Annotated in this window: 16 protein-coding genes; 4 read left to right on the top strand and 12 right to left on the bottom strand. The window is 65.1% G+C overall.

The features are described 5' to 3' along the window. Positions 1-155 precede the first annotated feature (155 nt). Positions 156-3,611 (top strand): chromosome segregation SMC family protein, encoded by a 3,456-nt coding sequence (locus ACESL9_RS02815; RefSeq protein WP_372611704.1) that lies wholly within the window; start codon positions 156-158, stop codon positions 3,609-3,611. 54 nt (positions 3,612-3,665) lie between these two features. Here the strand turns inward: ACESL9_RS02815 and ACESL9_RS02810 are convergent, their stop codons facing one another. The 6 genes from ACESL9_RS02810 to ald form a co-directional block, all read right to left on the bottom strand. After that, positions 3,666-4,631: an ABC transporter ATP-binding protein gene (locus ACESL9_RS02810; RefSeq protein WP_372611705.1), complete on the bottom strand. Its 966-nt coding sequence runs from the start codon at positions 4,629-4,631 to the stop codon at positions 3,666-3,668. Then, a complete protein-coding gene (locus ACESL9_RS02805; RefSeq protein WP_372611707.1) occupies positions 4,628-5,623 on the bottom strand; it encodes an ABC transporter ATP-binding protein in 996 nt (331 codons plus the stop codon). Before ACESL9_RS02805 ends, ACESL9_RS02810 begins: the two co-directional genes overlap by 4 nt. Further along, a complete protein-coding gene (locus ACESL9_RS02800) occupies positions 5,620-6,564 on the bottom strand; it encodes an ABC transporter permease (RefSeq protein WP_372611709.1) in 945 nt (314 codons plus the stop codon). The genes ACESL9_RS02805 and ACESL9_RS02800 overlap by 4 nt, the downstream gene beginning before the upstream one ends. Position 6,565: 1 nt before the next feature. Next, a complete protein-coding gene (locus ACESL9_RS02795) occupies positions 6,566-7,549 on the bottom strand; it encodes an ABC transporter permease (RefSeq protein WP_372611711.1) in 984 nt (327 codons plus the stop codon). 87 nt (positions 7,550-7,636) lie between these two features. Further along, positions 7,637-9,211, bottom strand: coding sequence for an ABC transporter substrate-binding protein (locus tag ACESL9_RS02790; RefSeq protein ID WP_372611713.1), 1,575 nt, complete (start codon positions 9,209-9,211; stop codon positions 7,637-7,639). Between the two features lie 221 nt (positions 9,212-9,432). Then, positions 9,433-10,548 (bottom strand): alanine dehydrogenase, encoded by a 1,116-nt coding sequence (gene ald / locus ACESL9_RS02785; RefSeq protein WP_372611715.1) that lies wholly within the window; start codon positions 10,546-10,548, stop codon positions 9,433-9,435. Between the two features lie 139 nt (positions 10,549-10,687). On the opposite strand from ald, the gene ACESL9_RS02780 reads away from it, so the two are divergent. Together ACESL9_RS02780 and ACESL9_RS02775 are read left to right on the top strand one after the other, a co-directional pair. Then, the gene (locus tag ACESL9_RS02780) at positions 10,688-11,146 is read left to right on the top strand and encodes an Lrp/AsnC family transcriptional regulator (RefSeq protein WP_372611717.1); all 459 of its coding nucleotides are present in this window, start codon (positions 10,688-10,690) and stop codon (positions 11,144-11,146) included. A 166-nt stretch (positions 11,147-11,312) separates the two neighbouring features. Next, the gene (locus ACESL9_RS02775; RefSeq protein WP_372674478.1) at positions 11,313-12,893 is read left to right on the top strand and encodes a GMC family oxidoreductase; all 1,581 of its coding nucleotides are present in this window, start codon (positions 11,313-11,315) and stop codon (positions 12,891-12,893) included. 10 nt (positions 12,894-12,903) lie between these two features. Here ACESL9_RS02775 and ACESL9_RS02770 read toward each other — a convergent pair whose 3' ends face one another. The 3 genes from ACESL9_RS02770 to yghU form a co-directional block, all read right to left on the bottom strand. Next, on the bottom strand, positions 12,904-14,049 hold the full coding sequence (locus ACESL9_RS02770) for an iron-containing alcohol dehydrogenase (RefSeq protein WP_372611721.1): 1,146 nt from the start codon (positions 14,047-14,049) through the stop codon (positions 12,904-12,906). Positions 14,050-14,087: 38 nt separating this feature from the next. Continuing rightward, on the bottom strand, positions 14,088-15,452 hold the full coding sequence (locus ACESL9_RS02765; RefSeq protein WP_372611723.1) for a glutamine synthetase family protein: 1,365 nt from the start codon (positions 15,450-15,452) through the stop codon (positions 14,088-14,090). Between the two features lie 90 nt (positions 15,453-15,542). Next, positions 15,543-16,406 carry a glutathione-dependent disulfide-bond oxidoreductase gene (gene yghU, locus ACESL9_RS02760; RefSeq protein WP_372611725.1) on the bottom strand — a complete coding sequence of 288 codons (864 nt, stop codon included), beginning with the start codon at positions 16,404-16,406 and terminating at the stop codon, positions 15,543-15,545. Between the two features lie 166 nt (positions 16,407-16,572). Here yghU and ACESL9_RS02755 point away from each other — a divergent pair, with 166 nt between their 5' ends. Beyond that, on the top strand, positions 16,573-17,430 hold the full coding sequence (locus tag ACESL9_RS02755; protein WP_372611727.1) for a carbon-nitrogen hydrolase family protein: 858 nt from the start codon (positions 16,573-16,575) through the stop codon (positions 17,428-17,430). A gap of 56 nt (positions 17,431-17,486) precedes the next feature. On the opposite strand, the gene rpsU is transcribed toward ACESL9_RS02755, so the two are convergent. The 3 genes from rpsU to ACESL9_RS02740 form a co-directional block, all read right to left on the bottom strand. Next, positions 17,487-17,693 carry a 30S ribosomal protein S21 gene (rpsU, locus tag ACESL9_RS02750; protein ID WP_005614280.1) on the bottom strand — a complete coding sequence of 69 codons (207 nt, stop codon included), beginning with the start codon at positions 17,691-17,693 and terminating at the stop codon, positions 17,487-17,489. A 63-nt stretch (positions 17,694-17,756) separates the two neighbouring features. Beyond that, entirely contained in the window at positions 17,757-18,131 is a 375-nt protein-coding gene (locus ACESL9_RS02745; RefSeq protein WP_372611732.1) for a Lin0512 family protein, read from the bottom strand. Then, entirely contained in the window at positions 18,128-18,475 is a 348-nt protein-coding gene (locus tag ACESL9_RS02740; protein WP_372611734.1) for a Lin0512 family protein, read from the bottom strand. The genes ACESL9_RS02745 and ACESL9_RS02740 overlap by 4 nt, the downstream gene beginning before the upstream one ends. Between the last annotated feature and the right edge of the window lie 86 nt (positions 18,476-18,561).

Raw genomic sequence — 18,561 nt, 5'->3', positions numbered from 1 at the left:
CCACCGTCCCGCGGCGCGCGCAGGCTGCGGTTGGGGCGATATATTGGGGATAAGTCAGACGTGACCCCTATATCGTGACGCGCTGGCGTTGACTCGATGGTCGTCACGCCGTCACAATCGGCCGGATAGAGGAATCAGACCGCAGGCAGGGGTTCGTGCGTTTTTCCAAGCTCAGACTGACCGGCTTCAAGAGCTTCGTCGATCCGACCGACCTGATCATCTCGGACGGGTTGACCGGCGTGGTCGGGCCCAACGGCTGTGGCAAGTCGAACCTGCTCGAGGCGCTGCGCTGGGTCATGGGCGAGAACCGCCCGACGGCGATGCGCGGCGGTGGCATGGAAGACGTGATCTTTGCCGGGGCGGCGACCCGGCCGGCGCGGAATTTCGCGGAAGTTTCGATCCTGATCGACAACAGTGAACGGCTGGCCCCGGCAGGGTTCAACGACAGCGACGTTCTGGAGATCGTGCGGCGGATCACCCGCGACGTGGGCAGCGCCTACAAGACCAACGGCAAGGATGTACGGGCGCGTGATGTGCAGATGCTGTTTGCCGATGCCTCGACCGGGGCGCATTCGCCCGCTCTGGTCCGGCAGGGGCAGATTGCCGAACTCATCAACGCAAAACCCAAGGCGCGGCGGCGTATCCTTGAAGAGGCGGCGGGGATTTCCGGTCTCTACCAGCGCCGCCACGAGGCCGAATTGAAGCTGAAAGGCGCCGAGGCGAACCTGACCCGCGTCGATGACGTTATCGAGCAGCTGGCGCAGCAGTTGCAGCAGTTGGCGCGGCAGACAAAGCAGGCGGCGCGCTACCGCGCGATCGGCGAGGAGCTGCGCCAGGCGGAAGGGATGTTGCTTTACCGGCGCTGGAAAGAGGCCGAAGTGGCGCGTTTGGCCGCCGAGGGTGAACTGCGCGAGCGGATCAACGCGACGGCCCGGGCCGAGGCGGCGGCGCGTGATGCCGCCAAGCTGCGCGCGCAGCGCGAGGAGGCGCTGCCACCTTTGCGCGAGGAAGAGGCGATCGCGGCGGCGGTGTTGCAGCGGTTGCGGGTGCAGCATGATGCGCTCGGCGATCAGGAGGCGCGTGCGAAAGAGACCATTGCGACGCTGGAACGGCGGATCGGGCAGTTGAGCGCGGACATGGAGCGCGAGGCGGGGCTGAACCGTGATGCGGGCGAGACGATCGAGCGGCTGGAATGGGAGGCGCGCGAGCTTGAAAAGGCCGGGGAGGGGCATGATGCGCGCCTCGAAGAAGCCGCCGAGGCGGCGCGCGAGGCGGCGCAGGTGTTGCAGGCGCGCGAGGGCGATCTCGCGCAACTGACCGAGGATGTGGCGCGGCTGGCGGCGCGGCACCAATCGGCCAATCGCTTCCTTGAAGACAGCCGCAAGACGCTGGCCCGCAGCGAGGCCGAGGCCGAGAAGGCGAAGGCTGCGGCGTGCGACGCCGAGGCGGCGCTGAGCCGGGCCGAGGCCGATCACACCGAGGCCGAGCGGGCGGAGGCTGCGGCGCAGGACCAGGCCGAACAGGCCGACGCGGCCCTGACCGAGGCCGAGTCGGCGCGGGCCGAGACGCAATCGCGCGAGGCCGATGCACGGGCCGAACGCAGCGAAGCCGAGGGCGAGGTCAACGCGTTGCGCGCCGAGGCGACTGCGCTGGCCAAGCTGGTCGAGCGCGACACCGCCGAGGGCGGACAGATCATGGACCGGTTGCAGGTCGAGCAGGGATTCGAAAAGGCGCTGGGTGCGGCGCTGGCCGATGACCTGCGCGCGCCGGAAGTGGGCGAGGACGGGCCGTCGGGCTGGGCGCTGATGCCCGGCTACGACGCGGCCCAACCCCTGCCAGACGGGGTGGACGCGCTGTCGAACCATGTCAGCGTTCCCGAGGTCCTGGCCCGCCGGATGAGCCAGATCGGCCTTGTCGATGCGGAAGAGGGCGGGCGTTTGCAGGCTCTGTTGCGGCCCGGTCAGCGGCTGGTGAGCCTTGAGGGCGACCTGTGGCGCTGGGACGGGTATCGCGCCTGGGCCGAGGATGCGCCGAGCGCCGCAGCGCTGCGGCTGCAACAGCTCAACCGGCTCGAAGCGCTTAAGCAGCAGATGGAGAGGGCCACGGCAAGGGCCGATGGGGCGCGCGCGGCGCATGAGATGTTGCAGGCGCGCCTGAAGGATTTGAGCGAGGCTGACAGCCAGGCCCGCGAGGCGCGGCGTGCGGCCGACCGGATGCTGACCGAGGCCGCGCGGGCATTGAGCCGGGCCGACGCCGACCGCAGCCTCGCCGCGTCGCGGCTCGAATCCGCGGGGCTGGCACTGTCGCGCCACGAGGAAGAGGCGATGTCGGCGCGGACGCAACTGGCCGAGGCCGAGAAGGGGCTGGCCGACCTGGGCGATCTCGATGCTGCGCGGGGGCGGGTCGAGGATGTCAAGATGACGGTCGAGGCGGCGCGGATCACGATGATGTCGCGCCGGTCGGCCCATGACGAGCTGCGCCGCGAGGGTGAGGCGCGGCTGAAGCGCGCGCAGGAGGTCACGAAGGAGATCAGCGGCTGGAGGCATCGGCTCGAGACGGCCGGCAAGCGGATTGCCGAGCTGGGCGAGCGCAAGACCGCATCCGAGGCCGAGTTGCAGGACGCGATGGCGGCACCGGGCGAGATCGCCGCACGGCGCGAGGAGTTGTCGGGCGAGATCGAAAAGGCCGAGTCGCGCCAACGTGCGGCCGCCGATGCGCTGGCCGAGGCGGAAACCGCGTTGCGCGCTGCCGTCACAAGCGAGCGCGAGGCCGAACGCACGGCCAGCGAGGCGCGCGAGGCGCGGGCGCGGGCCGAGGCGCGCGCCGATGCGGCCCGCGAGACGGTGACCCATGCCGAGGACCGGATCGGGGAGGAACAGGAGTGCACACCCGCGACGCTTCTTGAAAGCCTTGGGGCCGATCCCGAAGCAATGCCCGGGTCAGAGGCGATCGAGGCGGATGTGGGCCGTCTCAAGCGCCAGCGGGATGCGCTTGGCGCGGTCAACCTGCGCGCCGAAGAGGATGCGCGCGAGGTTCAGACCGAGCATGACGAGCTTGTGAAGGAAAAGACCGACCTCGAGGAGGCGATCCGAACCCTGCGCAACGGGATCGCCAGTCTCAACCGCGAGGGACGCGAACGCCTTCTGACGGCATTCGAGCAGGTGAACGAGAATTTCTCGCTGCTGTTCCGGCACCTCTTCAGTGGTGGCGAGGCCAAGCTGGTGCTGGTGGAAAGCGACGACCCGCTCGAAGCAGGACTGGAAATCATGTGCCAGCCACCGGGCAAGAAGCTGGCCACGCTGTCGCTCTTGTCGGGGGGTGAGCAGACGCTGACCGCGCTGGCGCTGATCTTCGCCGTTTTCCTGGCCAACCCGGCGCCGATCTGTGTGCTCGATGAGGTCGATGCACCGCTCGATGATGCCAATGTCACGCGGTTCTGCGACATGCTTGACGAGATGTGCCGCCGGACCGACACGCGGTTCCTGATCATCACGCACCACGCGGTGACGATGGCGCGGATGGACCGGCTCTTTGGTGTCACCATGCAGGAGCAGGGGGTAAGCCAACTGGTGAGCGTGGACCTCAAGAAGGCCGAGCAGATGGTGGCGTGAGCCGGCAGACGATCTTTCAGCGAAAAATCGGATGGGCGGGCACCGTCATGCGGATCACTCGGCCATGTGACAGGCGACGCGGGTCTCGCCGATATTGCGCATCTCGGGGCGTTCGCGACTGCACCGCTCGACGGCCAGCGGGCAGCGCGGATGAAAGGCGCAGCCCGTGGGCGGGTTGATCGCGTCGGGGATCTCGCCCTTGGGGGCCTCGATCTCGCGGCCGAACCCGTCCATCTTGGGCGCGGCGGCAAAGAGCATCTGCGTGTAGGGGTGCTTGGGATCGTTGAACAGCACGTCGCGGGGGGCCTCTTCGACCAGGCGGCCAAGGTAGAGCACGCCGATCCGGTCGGCCATGTGCTGCACCACGGTGAGGTCATGGCTGATGAAGAGATAGGTCAGGCCCAGTTCCTCGCGCAGGTCGGACATCAGGTTGAGAACCTGCGCCTGGACCGACACGTCGAGCGCCGATGTGGGTTCGTCGCAGACGATGATCCGCGGGTTCGAGGCCAGCGCCCGGGCGATGCAGATCCGCTGTCGCTGACCGCCGGAGAACTCATGCGGATACTTGCCCGCATCCGCCGCCGAAAGCCCCACCTGTTCGAGCAGCTTCTCGGCCAGCCCGGTGGTATCACCGCCCTTGGCCGCGACCGGCTCGGCGATCACGTCGCGCACCCGCCAGCGCGGGTTGAGCGAGGCAAACGGATCCTGGAATATCATCTGGATTTCGCTGCGCACCGCCTCGATCTTGGCCGCATCGGTTTCGCTGGCCAGATCGACACCGGATATCTGCACGCTGCCTTCGGTGGGCGCGACGAGGCCGACCATGATCTTGCCGATGGTGGATTTGCCCGAGCCGCTTTCGCCGACGAGTGCATAGACGCTGTTTTCCTCAATCTCGAAGCTGACATCCGACACGGCGGTCAGAAGGGCGCGGGGCAGACGTTCGATCACCCGGTTCAGCCAGGGTTTCGAGACGTCGAAAACGCGGGTGAGATGTTCGACCTTGATGATCGCGCTCATGCCTGGGCTTCCTCTTTCCTGTCGGTGGCGAGCGGGAACCAGCAGGCGGCGTGCCCGTCGCAGCTGGCAATCGTCGGCCCGGGGTCCTGGCGGCACCGGTCCTGGGCATATTCGCAGCGCGGATGGAACGCACAGCCGGTGGGCAATGCGCCGAGGCGCGGCATCGCGCCGGGGATCTGGCGCAGGCGCTTGAGGCCCGCACTGGCCAGCGGCGTCGAAGCCATGAGCCCGTCGGTATAGGGGTGGCGCGCATTGGTCAGCACCTCGCGCACCCCGCCCAGTTCGGCCAGCCGCCCGGCATACATCACCGCCACGCGGTCGGCGGCCTCGGCGATCACGCCCATGTCATGGGTGACGAGCATCACCGCCACGCCGCGTTCGCGGCAAAGCCGCTTGAGCAGGGCCATGATCTGGGCCTGGACCGACACGTCGAGCGCGGTGGTGGGTTCGTCGGCGATGACGAGATCGGGTTCGGCACAAAGCGCCAGCGCGATCACCACGCGCTGCCGCATCCCTCCCGAGAACTCGTGCGGATAGCTATTGATCCGCGCGCTTGCGGCGGGGATGCCGACCTCTTCCAGCGCGGCGACGGCGCGCTTGCGCGCCTGGTCCCGGCTCACGTCGAGATGTTCACGAATGGTTTCGCTCAACTGTTCGCCCACGGTCAGCAGCGGGTTGAGCGAGGTCAGCGGATCCTGGAAGATCATGCCCATCTTCTTGCCGCGCAGACGACGCAGCGCAGAGCGCCCGAGATTGTGGATCGGCTGTCCCGAAAGCAGGATCTCGCCCGAGGTGATCCGTGCGGGCGGGTCGAGAAGGCCGATCACCGCGTTGCCGGTCATGGATTTGCCGGCGCCGGATTCACCCACGACGCCAAGGATTTCGCCGGCCTCGATGTCATAGCTGACATCGTCCACCGGGCGCAGGAGGCCATGGCGGGTGGGAATCTCGACGACGAGATTGCGAACGGAAAGAACGGGTGTGTCGGTCATCTGAGCCTCGGGTTCAGGGCATCGCGGAGCCAATCGCCCAGCAGGTTGATCGAGAGCGCCAGCGCCAGAAGGGTGGCGGCAGGAAAGATCAGGATCCACCATTCACCGGAGAACATGAATTCCTGCCCGATGCGGATGAGCGTGCCGAGCGACGGCTTGGTCGGCGGCGCCCCCACGCCGAGGAAGGAAAGCGTGGCCTCGGCGATGATCGCGAGCGCCAGGCTGATGGTGGCAATGACCAGCACCGGGTTGAGCACGTTGGGCAGGATATGGCGCAGCATGATCGAGAACGGCGTGCGCCCGATGAGCCGCGCGGCCTGGATGTATTCCTTGTTCTTCTCGACCAGGGTCGCGCCGCGCACCACCCGGGCGAACTGCACCCAGTCCGACAGGCCGATGGCGAGGATCAGCACCCAGATCGCCATCTCGTCGCGGTATTCGGGCGGGGTGATGCCCTTGGCGATTCCAAAGATGAGCATCGCGACGAGGATCGCCGGAAAGGTCAGTTGCACATCTGCGACGCGCATGATGATGGTCTCGGTCCAGCCGCCGACATAGCCCGCCAGTAGGCCCAGCGTGACACCGAGCACCATGGCCAGCAGAACCGCCGAGAAACCCACGAAGAGCGATATGCGCATCCCGTAGAGGATGGTCGAGAACACGTCGCGCCCCTGGTCGTCGGTGCCCAGCAGGAACATGTCGCCGGTCATGGCATTGGCCTGGCCGGGTGGGGTAAAGCCGTTCATCAGGTTGAGCGTGCCCGGGCTGAACGGGTCGTGCGGCGCAATCAGCGGCGCCAGCACCGCACCGAGAATCAGCACTATGACGACGAAAGACGACGCCATCGCCACCGGGGCATTGCGGAAGGACCAGAAAAGATCGCTATCCCATGTGCGGCGCAGGCGCGAGGGCGGGGCGGGGGGAATGGGAGTGTCGGTCATGTCAGTGCCCTCCTGCCGCGCGGTCGACGCGCAGGCGCGGGTCGATCGCGAAATAGAGCATGTCGACGATCAGGTTGATGCCCACGAACATCACCGAGATCATCATCAGGTAGGCGGCCATGACGGGGATATCCACGAACTGGACCGCGTTGATGAAGAGCAGACCCACACCGGGCCATTGGAACACGGTTTCCGTGATGATCGCGAAGGCGATGATGCTGCCGAGTTGGAGGCCCGTGATGGTGATCACCGGCACCAGCGTGTTCTTGAGCGCGTGGTGGAAATTCACCGATTTCTCACGGATGCCGCGGGCACGGGCAAAGCGGATGTAGTCCATCCGCAGCACTTCGAGCATCTCGGTGCGCACCAGCCGCATGATCAGCGTCATCTGGTAAAGCCCCAGCGTGATCGATGGCAGGATCAGTGCCTTGATCCCGCTCGTGGTGAGAAACCCGGTGGTCCAGTCTCCGACGCGCGTGACCTCGCCGCGCCCGAAACTGGGGAGCCAGCCCAGTTCGACCGAGAAGAGATAGATCAGCAGGATACCGATCAGGAACGTGGGCAGGGAGACCCCGATGAGCGAGGCGGTCATGATCAGGTTTGCGGCGGTCCCGCGCCGTCTGATCGCGGTAAAAATCCCCAGCGAGATCCCCCCGATCAGTGCCATCAGCCCCGAAATGAAGGCCAGTTCCAGCGTTGCGGGGAGTCGTTCGAGAAAGATCTCGGCCACCGGGCGGCCCTGTCGGTAACTCTGGCCAAAATTGCCCTGTGCGGCCTGTTCGAGAAAGCGCCAATACTGCACCACGAAGGGCTTGTCGAGGCCCAGTGTCTGGCGCAGGCGCTCGACATCGGCCTGGGTGCGTTCCTGGCCCAGCATGTTGTCGATAGGGTCGCCGACAAAGCTGAACATGGAAAACGCGACCAGCCCGACCACGAGCAGGACAAGCGCCGACTGAAACACGCGTCGAATGATATAGGCAAGCATCGAAGGCTCCGTTCAATGCGCAACCGCGCCCGCAAAGGGGCGGGCGCGGTCGGTGGTGCGGGCACTTGATGGCCCGCCCGGTTTGGCTCAGTTCATCGTGAAGAACTTGAACTTGGGGTCATCCTCGGGGCTGACCTCGGTGCCGACCTTTTCGCTCATGCCCCAGTTGAGAACCTGGTGGTGGATCGGCAGATAGAGGGTCTGCTCCTGCACCTCGTCCCAGATCTCCTGGATGGTCGCGTCGCGCTTGTCCAGATCGGTTTCCGACGCCAGGCTGACGATCTTCTCGTCGATCTCGGAGTTGGAGTAACCGGTTCCGTTCCAGCTGCCGCGGTCGCTGCCACGGGTGTGGACGAGGAAGTTGAAGATGTATTCCGAATCGTAGGTCGGAACACCCCAGCCCAGCATGTAGAAATCGGTCTCGCCATTGGTGATCAGCGGGAAGTGCTGCGCCTTGGGCTTGGCGTCGAGATTCACGTTCACCCCGATCTGCGCCAGCATTCCGACCACCGACTGACAGATCGCCTCGTCATTGACGTAGCGGTCATTCGGGCAATCGAGCTGGATCGAGAACCCGTCGCCATAACCGGCCTCTTCCATCAGTGCCTTGCCGGCCTCGATATCGGTCGAGGTCTGGTCCATCTCCTCGGTCCAGCCGTTGACGAAGGGCGGGGCGATGATGCCGGCGGGTTCCGATTGCCCGCGCATGACCACCTGCTTGATGGCGTCGCGGTTGATCGCGAGGTTCATCGCGCGGCGCACGCGCGCATCGGCCAGCGGGTTCTCGCCCTCGACATTGTCATTCTCGATGTCGTCGGCGCCCATGTTCATGCCGAAGAAGATGGTGCGGTTCTGCGGGGCCGTCTTGACCACGAGGCCGTCGGTCTCTGCCACGCGATTGATGTCCTGAACCGGCACGTCCTGGATGAAATCGACTTCGCCCGAGAGGAGCGCCGCGACGCGCGTCGCGGCGTTCTGGATCGGGGAATAGACGATCTCGGTCACGTCGAGCGGGAATTCGTCACGGCCCCAATAGTCCTCGTTGAGGGTGAGGACGGTCTTCACATCCGCTTCGCGGCTGACCAGCTTGTAGGGACCTGTGCCGTTGCTGTTGCTCGAAGCGAAGGTTTTCTCGCCCGCTTCGACCTGTTGAACATCGACCGAATCATTCGCCTCGGCCCAGTCCTTGTCCATCATGAAGAGGTTGGTCAGGTTCGACGGCAGGATCGGGTTCGGCCCGTCGGTGACGAATTCGACGGTGTGGTCATCCACGGCACGCACTTCGACGATCGAGCTCAACAGCTCTTTCATGTTCGAATTGTCGGACTTTGCCCGGTTGATCGAGAACACCACGTCTTCGGCGGTGAAATCGGCCCCGTCGTGGAATGTCACGCCCTGGCGCAGGTTGAACACCCAGACGTTGGGATCATCCTCGCTCGGCGCCCAGTCGGTGGCGAGCGCGGGCTCGAATTCGCCGGTCATGTCGCGGATGATGAGCGGCTCATACATCTGGTGGGACAGCGTGTGTGTGGGGCCTTCGTTCTGTGCATGTGGATCGAGGGTGAGCGAATCGCCCGCCCGCGCCCAGCGCAGAGTTTCGGCCGATGCGCCGATCGCCGTTCCGGCAAGCAGCGCAGCAGCAAGGAATGCAGTCGTTTTCATGTCAAGCTCCCTGTTCTTTTCCGGGCGATAGCCCGTTCATGCCGCACAGGATAGACAAGTTTGTCGCACCTGCAACCTTGCACCTGCTTGCCGTTGCGCAAAGCATGGGGGCAATCGGGAAGCCGGGCCGCGACACGATGCAAAAAAAAGGCGCGGCGTCCCGTTCCGGGATGCGCCGCGCCAGCCGACCGTGGCCCCGGGGAGGGCCGTCGGAGGAGAGCCTATTTGATCACCAGTTGCGGCGAGACCACGTCGAGCCCCAGGGCCTTGCCCACCGCGTAGTAGGTGAGTTGCCCGGCATGGACATTGAGCCCGTTCAAAAGGTGCGGATCATCGGTGCAGGCCTGTTTCCAGCCCTTGTCGGCCAGCGCCAGCATGAACGGCATGGTCGCATTGCCCAGCGCAATGGTCGAGGTGCGCGCCACCGCGCCCGGCATGTTGGCGACGCAGTAATGCATGATTCCATCGACCTCATAGATCGGATCGGCATGGGTGGTCGCGCGCGAGGTCTCGAAACAGCCGCCCTGGTCGATCGCGACATCGACGAGCGCCGCGCCCGCTTTCATCGTCGAAAGCTGGTCGCGGGTGATCAGCTTGGGCGCCGCCGCGCCGGGGATGAGTACTGCGCCCACCACCATGTCGGCCTCGACGACCAGTTCGGCGGTGTGGCCCTTCGAGGCGTAGCCGGTCTTGAACTCGCCACGGAACGCGTCATCGAGATAGCGCAGCCGGGTGAGTGACATGTCGAGCACGGTCACATCCGCGCCCATCCCCGCCGCGACGCGCGCCGCATGGGTGCCGACGACGCCGCCGCCGATCACCACGACCTTGGCCGGGCCGACGCCGGGCACGCCACCCATCAGCACGCCGCGCCCGCCGTTGGCCTTTTGCAGCGTCCATGCACCCACCTGCGGGGCAAGCTTGCCGGCAACCTCGGACATCGGCGCCAACAGGGGCAAGCCGCCCCGGTCGTCGGTAACGGTTTCATAGGCGATCGCGGTGCAACCCGACTCGAGCAGGTCGTGGGTCTGTTCCGGGTCCGGCGCAAGGTGCAGATAGGTGAAAAGCACCTGCCCCTCGCGCAGCATCTTGCGCTCGGGTGCTTGCGGTTCCTTGACCTTGACGATCATGTCGGCGCTGGCAAAGACCTCCTCGGCGGTGTCGATGATCGTCGCGCCGGCGGCCTTGTAGGCGGCGTCGTCGAAGCCCGCGCCCAGCCCGGCGCCTGTCTCGATGATGACCTCGTGGCCGTGGGCCACTGCCTCCTGCGCGGCGACAGGGGTCATGCCGACACGGAACTCCTGTGGCTTGATTTCCCTCGGGCATCCGATCTTCATTGGGCTCTCCTTCCCGATCCTCTTGCCGGTCAGAATGTCGCATTTCGGGCGCAATGTGCTTGGAATCTGACGCTGCGCCACTGGACGAAACCGCAGAATCTTCGATATAATCATTTAATATTCGAAGGAGTTTGCGCAGATGTCGCTCGATGCAATTGATCGCCGTCTCCTGAACGTGTTGCAACGTAAGGGGCGGATGTCCAATGCCGATCTGAGCGAGGCGGTTAACCTGTCGCCCAGCGCCTGCCACAGGCGGGTGCAGAGATTGGAGAGCGAGGGATTCATCCGCGATTATGTCGCGCTGCTCGACCCGCGCAAGATCGGGTTGCCGACGACGGTTTTCGTCGAGATCACGCTCCAGGGACAGGCCGACGAGGTTCTCGATGCCTTTGAGAAGGCGGTGGCGCGGATACCGGATGTGCTGGAATGTCACCTGATGGCCGGGACGGCCGATTACATCCTCAAGGTGGTGGCCGAGAACACCGACGATTTCGCGCGCATCCACCGACAGCACCTGTCGCGCCTGCCGGGCGTGGCGCAGATGCAATCGAGTTTCGCGCTGCGCACGGTGTTCCGCACCACCGCATTGCCGGTGTGATGTTCGACGCGACGGCGTGGGCCGCCTGCGAGACCCTGCGTTCGGGGGATCAATCCCTTGAAAGGACGATCTGCCCCGGGGGTGCATGGTGACGTTGTAACCGCGGTCCTCACGGTGCAGTCTCGGCGCGGGCGTGACGGCCCGAAAGATGTGCGAAGAGGCTGGGATGGATTGGGATCATATCATCGTGGGTGCGGGCAGCGCGGGCTGCGTGGTGGCCAAGCGGCTGGCCGATGCCGGGCGGCGGGTGCTGCTGCTCGAAGCCGGGGGCAGCGACAATTACCATTGGGTGCATATCCCCATCGGGTACCTTTACTGCATCGGCAACCCGCGCACCGACTGGATGTTTCGCACCGAGGAGGAGGCGGGGCTGAATGGCCGGTCGCTGATCTATCCGCGGGGCAAGGTTCTGGGCGGGTGCAGTTCGATCAACGGGATGTTGTATCTACGCGGGCAGGCCGCCGATTACGACGGCTGGCGGCAGATGGGACTCACCGGCTGGGGCTGGGATGACGTGCTGCCGTTGTTCAAAAAGTCCGAGGATTATGTCGAGGGCGAGTCCGAGATGCACGGTGCGGGCGGCGAATGGCGGGTCGAGGACCAGCGCCTGCACTGGGAGGTGCTGGACGACTGGATGGCGGCGGCACAGCAATGGGGTCTGCCCGCGACGCGCGATTTCAACACCGGCGACAACGAGGGCGTGGGCTATTTCCGCGTCAACCAGCGCGGCGGCTGGCGGATGAACACGGCCAAGGCGTTCCTGCGCACGGCGACGGGTCAGGGCCTCAAGGTCGAGACGCAGGCGCATGTGCGACGCCTGTTGATCGAGGGCGGGCGCGTCGTGGGCGTGGAATACGAGCAGGGCGGCACGGTGAAACAGGTGCGCTGCGGTGGCGAGGTGGTTCTGTCGGCGGGTGCGATCGGCAGCCCGCAGATTTTGCAGCTTTCGGGGGTTGGGCCGGGGGCGCTGTTGCAGCGCTACGGGATCGAGGTGGCGCTGGACCAGCCACAGGTGGGCGCGAACTTGCAGGATCACCTGCAATTGCGCTGCGCCTGGCGGCTGAACGGGGCGACAACGCTCAACACGCTGGCGGGGTCGCTTTGGGGCAAGGCCAAGATCGGGCTGGAATATGCGCTCAAGCGGTCGGGGCCGATGTCGATGGCGCCGAGCCAGCTTGGTGCGTTTTCGCGCTCATCCGAGCGTGTCGAGACGGCGGACCTGGAATATCACGTGCAGCCCCTCTCATTGGAGGCATTCGGGCAGCCGCTGCATGATTTCCCGGCGATCACCGCGAGCGTGTGCAACCTGCGGCCCGAAAGCCGGGGCGTTGTCGAGATCGCATCGCCCGACTCCAAGGCCGCACCGCGGATTGCGCCCTATTACCTTTCGACCGAGGGCGACCGGGCGGTGGCCGTGGCGGCGATCCGGCAGGCGCGCGAGATCATGGATCAGGCGGCGATGGCGCAGTATCAGCCCGAAGAGATCAAGCCCGGACCGGCTTTTCAATCCGACGACGACGTGGCCCGGGCGGCGGGCGATGTGGGCACGACGATCTTTCACCCCACCTGCACCGTGCGCATGGGTGCGGATGAGACGGCACCGCTGGATGCGGAATTGCGGTTCCGGGGGCTCGGGGGCTTGCGGGTGGTGGATGCGAGCGTGATGCCACGGATCACCAGCGGCAACACCAATGCGCCCACGATCATGATCGCGGAAAAGGCCGCGCAGATGATTCTGACAGGGTGAGGCCGCAGGCTCAGAGCAGCGCCTCGATCAGGGGCCGGGTATTGTCATAGGTCATCTCGATCGGGTTCCCACCGGTGCTGGGATCGTTCAGCGCCGCGCGGGTGAGCGCGTCGGGCTCGGCGCCCGAGACACCCAGCGCCGAGAGCTTCTGCGGAATGGCGAACCCGGCGTTGAAAGTATCGACAAAGGCACGGAACCCGTCGAACCCGCCAGAAATGCCCAGGTAGGCGGCGGCGGTGTCGAACCGGTCGCGGATTGCGGGGGCGTTGAATTTCAGCACCTCGGGCATGCAGACGGCGTTGGTGGTGCCGTGATGCGTGCCCCAGATCGCGCCGACCGGGTGGCTGATCGCGTGGATCGCGCCCAGCCCCTTCTGAAAGGCGGTGGCGCCCATGGCGGCGGCGCTCATCATGTGGGCGCGGGCCTCGATGTCGCTGCCGTCGGCATAGGCGCGGGGCAGGTTCTCCTTGACCAGCCGCATCCCTTCGAGCGCGATGCCCTGGCTCATCGGGTGGTAGTGCGGGCTGGAAAATGCCTCGACGCAATGGGCAAAGGCGTCGAGCCCGGTGCCCGCGGTGATGTGCCTGGGCATGCCCACGGTCAGTTCCGGGTCGGCGATGACCACGGCAGGGAGCATGTCGGGGTGGAAGATGATCTTTTTCTCGTGGGTGTCGGCATTGGTGAGCACGCCCGCGCGCCCCACCTCGGAGCCGGTGCCGGCGGTGGTCGGCACGGCGACGATTGGCAGGATGCCTGTGGGGTCGGCGCGGGTCCACCAGTCGCCGATATCCTCGAAATCCCAGACCGGGCGGGTCTGACCGGCCATGAAGGCCAGGACCTTGCCCAGATCGAGCCCCGAGCCGCCGCCAAAGGCGATCACGCCGTCGAAATCGCCATCGCGCAGCATGGCCAGCCCGGCGTCGAGATTGGCACCGTTGGGGTTGGGATCGACTTCGGCGAAACAGTCGCGGCCCAGCCCGGCCTCGTCCATCAGGTCTAGGGTGCGGGCGGTGATCTCCATCGTGGCAAGGCCACGGTCGGTGACGAGCAGCGGCCTGCGAATGCCTGCCGTCTCGCAGGCCAAGCCGATTTCGCGGATGCGCCCCGCGCCGAAGCGGATGGTGGTGGGATAGGACCAGTTGCCGGTGAGGTTCATGGGGTCAGACCTTTTTCAGACGATAGGGGTGGGTGGTATCAGGCGCGTTCGAACCCGCGCATGATTTCCCAGTCAGTCACAACGGCGTCGAATGTCTCCTGCTCGACCTCGGCGGCGCGGGTGTAGTGATCGACCACCCAGTCGCCCATCGTGCGGCGCAGCATGGCCGAATTGCGCAGCGCCTCGGTGGCGGCGCGCAGGGTGCAGGGAATTTCGGGCACGTCATCCATGCCATAGACATCGCCCGAAACGGGCGGCGCAAGGCTCAGCCCCTCTTCGATGCCCGAAAGCCCGGCGGCGAGTTGTGCCGCGCAGGCGAGATAGGGGTTGATGTCGGAGCCGGGAATGCGGCATTCGATCCGCACGCCCCGGGTGCCCTCGCCGACGAGGCGATAACCGGCGGTGCGGTTGTCGATCGACCAGGCGATTTTCGTCGGTGCAAAGGTGCCGGGGACAAAGCGTTTGTAGCTGTTGATATAGGGGGCGAGGAAGAAGGTGCCCTCGGCCGAGTATTTCAAAAGCCCCGCGACATAGGCCGCCATCGTTTCAGACATTCCGTGATCGCGCGTCGCGTCGTGAAAGGCGTTCTTGCCCTCGCGGAACAGGGATTGGTGGATATGCGCGGCGCTGCCGACCTTGGCATGGTGCCATTTCGCCATGAAGCTGGCCGCATGGCCAATCTGGTCGGCGATTTCCTTGACCGCCTGCTTGGCGATGGTGTGGTGATCGGCGGTCAGGAGCGCGTCGGCATAGCGGATGTTGAGCTCCTCCTGCCCGGTTTCGGCCTCGCCCTTGGAATTCTCCACCGGCACGCTCGCCGCCACCAGGTGATTGCGGATCGGGCGCATGACGTGCTCTTCGCGGGTGGTCTGGAGGATGTTGTAATCCTCGTTATAGCCGCTGATCGGGGTGAGATCGCGAAATCCGCCGCGGCGGATCGCGTCGAAGCCTTGTTCGAAGAGAAAGAATTCAAGCTCGGTGGCCATCTGGGGCGTGAACCCCATCGCCTCGGCGCGGGCGACCTGCGCCTTGAGGATCTGGCGGGGGGAATGCGGCACGGGTTCGTGGCTGTGATGGTCGATCAGGTCGCAGATCACCATGGCCGTGCCGTCGAGCCACGGGATGCGGCGCAGGGTCGAAAGGTCGGGTTTCATCACGTAATCGCCATAGCCCGAGGCCCAGCTTGTCGCGGCAAAACCGTCCGGCGTGGCCATTTCCAGATCGGTGGCCAGCAGGTAATTGCAGCAATGGGTCTCGACATGGCCGCTTTCGAGGAAATGCGAGACGTGAAAGCGCTTGCCCATCAGGCGGCCCTGCATGTCCACCAGGCAGACAAGCACCGTGTCGATGGCGCCGGCCATGGCTTCCCTGTTCAATTCGTCGAACGTCATCAGACCTGTCATCAATCCCATCCCCTGAACGCGGTATCGGCGCATTTCGGCGCCTTGCCCCCAGGATGCGCACAGGATCGACCGGGGGGCAATCGCCCCCTCTTAATCCACGTTGTCGCCGATCTTGTCCCACGTGCGGGTTTCGAAATCGTCCGCGTCATGGCGTTCGCGTAGCTGGAATTTCGCCTCGCCGAAGGTCCGGTTGACCATGCGTCCGCGGCTGACGGCGGGGCGGGCGTCGATTTCCCCGGCCCAGCGCTGGACATGGGCATAGCTTTGGACGTCGAGAAATTCGCCTGCCTCGTAAAGTCTCCCAAGCGCAAGTTGGCCATACCAGGCCCAGTTGGCTATGTCGGCGATGGTGTAGTCGTCGCCGGTCAGGAAGCGATTGTCAGCGAGCCGCTTGTCGAGCACGTCAAGCTGGCGCTTCACCTCCATCGTGAACCGGTTGATCGGGTATTCCCATTTCTCGGGGGCATAGGCATAGAAATGGCCGAACCCCCCTCCCAGATAGGGCGCGCTGCCCATCTGCCAGAACAGCCACGAGAGCATTTCCGGACGGTCGGAGCCGAGGAAGCGGTCGAACTTCTCGGCCAGATAGAGCAGGATCGCGCCGGATTCGAACACGCGCGTCGGTGTTTCGGTCGAATGATCCATCAGCGCCGGGATCTTGGAATTGGGATTGACCGCGACGAAGCCCGAAGAAAACTGTTCACCCTCCATGATGCGGATCAGCCAGGCGTCGTATTCGGCCTCCTTGATGCCCAGCTCCAGCAATTCCTCGAACAGGACGGTGACCTTGACCCCGTTTGGAGTGGCCAGCGAATAAAGTTGATGCGGGTGCTTGCCCACGGGAAGGTCCTTCTCATGGGTGGCGCCCGAGACAGGTCGGTTGATCGAGGCAAAGCGGCCACCGGATTCGGTGTCCGGTGTCCAGACCTTCGGAGGGCTGTAGCTGTCAGTCATGCGGGACTCCTTGTTGCGCTTTGCGCAGAGTTAGACACGGGATGGGCCGGGATGAAAGGGGCGACGGTGCGTCCGGCCTGTGCGCTTGCGCACGAGGCGCTTGGCCGCCGTGGCGGCGTCGCGTAACACGGTTGCATTCGTCGGTCGGAAAACGAGGGGGGCATTCATGCAAGATGACGAGACACTGCGCCTGATGGCCTGCCAGATCACGGTGCCGGAGATGACCAGCGCCGCCGAGCGTGACGCGCATCTCGCCGCCACGGTGGCAAAGATCGAGGCGCAGCTTGACCGGCAGGAGGCCGAACTTGTCGTGCTGCCGGAATTGTCGAGCATCGACTATTCCCGCGCCACCTTTGCCCGACTCGACGCGTTGGCCGAGCCGCTGGACGGCCCGTCGTTTCAGGCATGGCGTCGTGTGGCCATGGCACATGGGGTGCATGTCGCGTTTGGTTTCGCGCGGGCGGACGCGGGCGGGCCCTTCATCTGCACCGCGGTCGTGGGGCCGGACGGGCAATTGATGGGGTACTACGACAAGATACATCTCGCGCAATATGGCGCGTCGATGGAAAAGGAATATTTCCGGCGCGGCGACCACGTGTTCACTTTTGAGGTCAAGGGATTCCGGCTTGCGCCGATCATCTGTTACGACATCCGCATCCCCGAATTGTCGCGGGCGCTTGTCACCGAACACGGGGTTGATGCGATCCTGCATTGTGGTGCCTATTTCCGCGACGAGAGCTTTCACACATGGCACCCCTTCGCGATCACCCGGGCGCTTGAAAACCAGGTGTTTTTCCTGTCGCTCAACCGTGCCGGGGCGAGCTATGGAAATTCGCTGTTCTGTCGCCCATGGATGGACGAGGTAACGCAACCCGTGGCGTTCCCCGAGCATGACGAGGCGTTTCGTATCGTGACGCTCACGCGCGCGGAGATCGATGCGGCGCGCGCGGGCTACAGCTTTCTCAAGGACCGCCTGCCGGATTACCGCTTGCCCATGATCGCGCCGAATGGCCCCCGGAAATGAAAAACCCCCGTGGCCGGGCCGCGGGGGTCGTCGTTTCGTCCCAGAACGGGGTCGGCTCAGAGCAGACCTTCGCGCTGGGCTTTCTTGCGGGCGAGTTTGCGGGCCCGGCGAATCGCCTCGGCCTTCTCGCGCGCTTTCTTCTCGGAGGGTTTCTCGAAATGCTGCTTGAGCTTCATTTCGCGAAAGACACCTTCACGTTGCAACTTCTTCTTCAGGGCGCGAAGCGCCTGATCGACGTTGTTATCGCGAACACTTACCTGCATGTGGTTTTCACCACCTTTCTAGATTTGAGTTGCTGGATTAGCAGGAAGCCGGTCTATAGCAACTCAGACCGGCGTTGTCCAGACCGCCCTGTATCCGCCGGGGGTATCGGGCAGGAATGCCTCGATCGCCGCGCTGGCCACCACGATCGGTTCGCCACCCGGTTGGGGGGTCACGTCAAGCCCGCCCTCGACAACCTCGATTTCGACCTGTCCCACGGGCAGGCAGGCGGCAATCGCGGCGCGATCCACCGCGTCGGGGTTCTGGACTCCTAAGGTCACCTTGACCCGCAGCACGTCGCGCAAGCCGGGATCGAGACCGATCAGGGTGAGAGAGGCACCCTGAAGGGCGGATTGCACTGCGCGCAGCGCCGCCTTGCCGTGGTCCTGCCCGTGCAGGTCGCTGCCGCTGCCCATCTCGATGATGAAACGGCGGCTCATGTCGTGCGCTCCAGATCGAGCGAGACCGAGATCGCGACATTGGCGATGACATTGGGCGGCGCATCGGGGCGCGGCACGTCGAGCCCGCCCCTGACCACCCGCACGCGGGGTTCGCCATAGGGAAAGGCAGCGACGATGCGGTCGGTATCGATGGCCTCGGGGCGGGCGACGCCGATTTCCACATCGAGGATCATCGCCTCGCGCGGGGCGCCGAACAGCTCGGCGAGGTTGATCGAGTTGCGCCAGAGCGCATCGCGCACGCCGCGCAGGGCGGCCTCGGTGTAGTCCTGACGACGCAGCGAGGTGCCAAGGCCCAGTTCGGTGAGAAGGCGGGTTTCGGCCATGGGTTAGCCCGCCGTGCGGCGATGGTTGGCAGTGGGGTGGTTCATCTGTCCGATCCCTGTGGTTTCACAAGAGTCTGGACAAGGTC

Source organism: Aquicoccus sp. (genome assembly GCF_041686535.1).
Taxonomy (GTDB): domain Bacteria; phylum Pseudomonadota; class Alphaproteobacteria; order Rhodobacterales; family Rhodobacteraceae; genus Aquicoccus.
The sequence above is the reverse complement of the archived record's forward strand: the minus strand, read 5'-3'. Positions and strand labels throughout refer to the sequence as shown.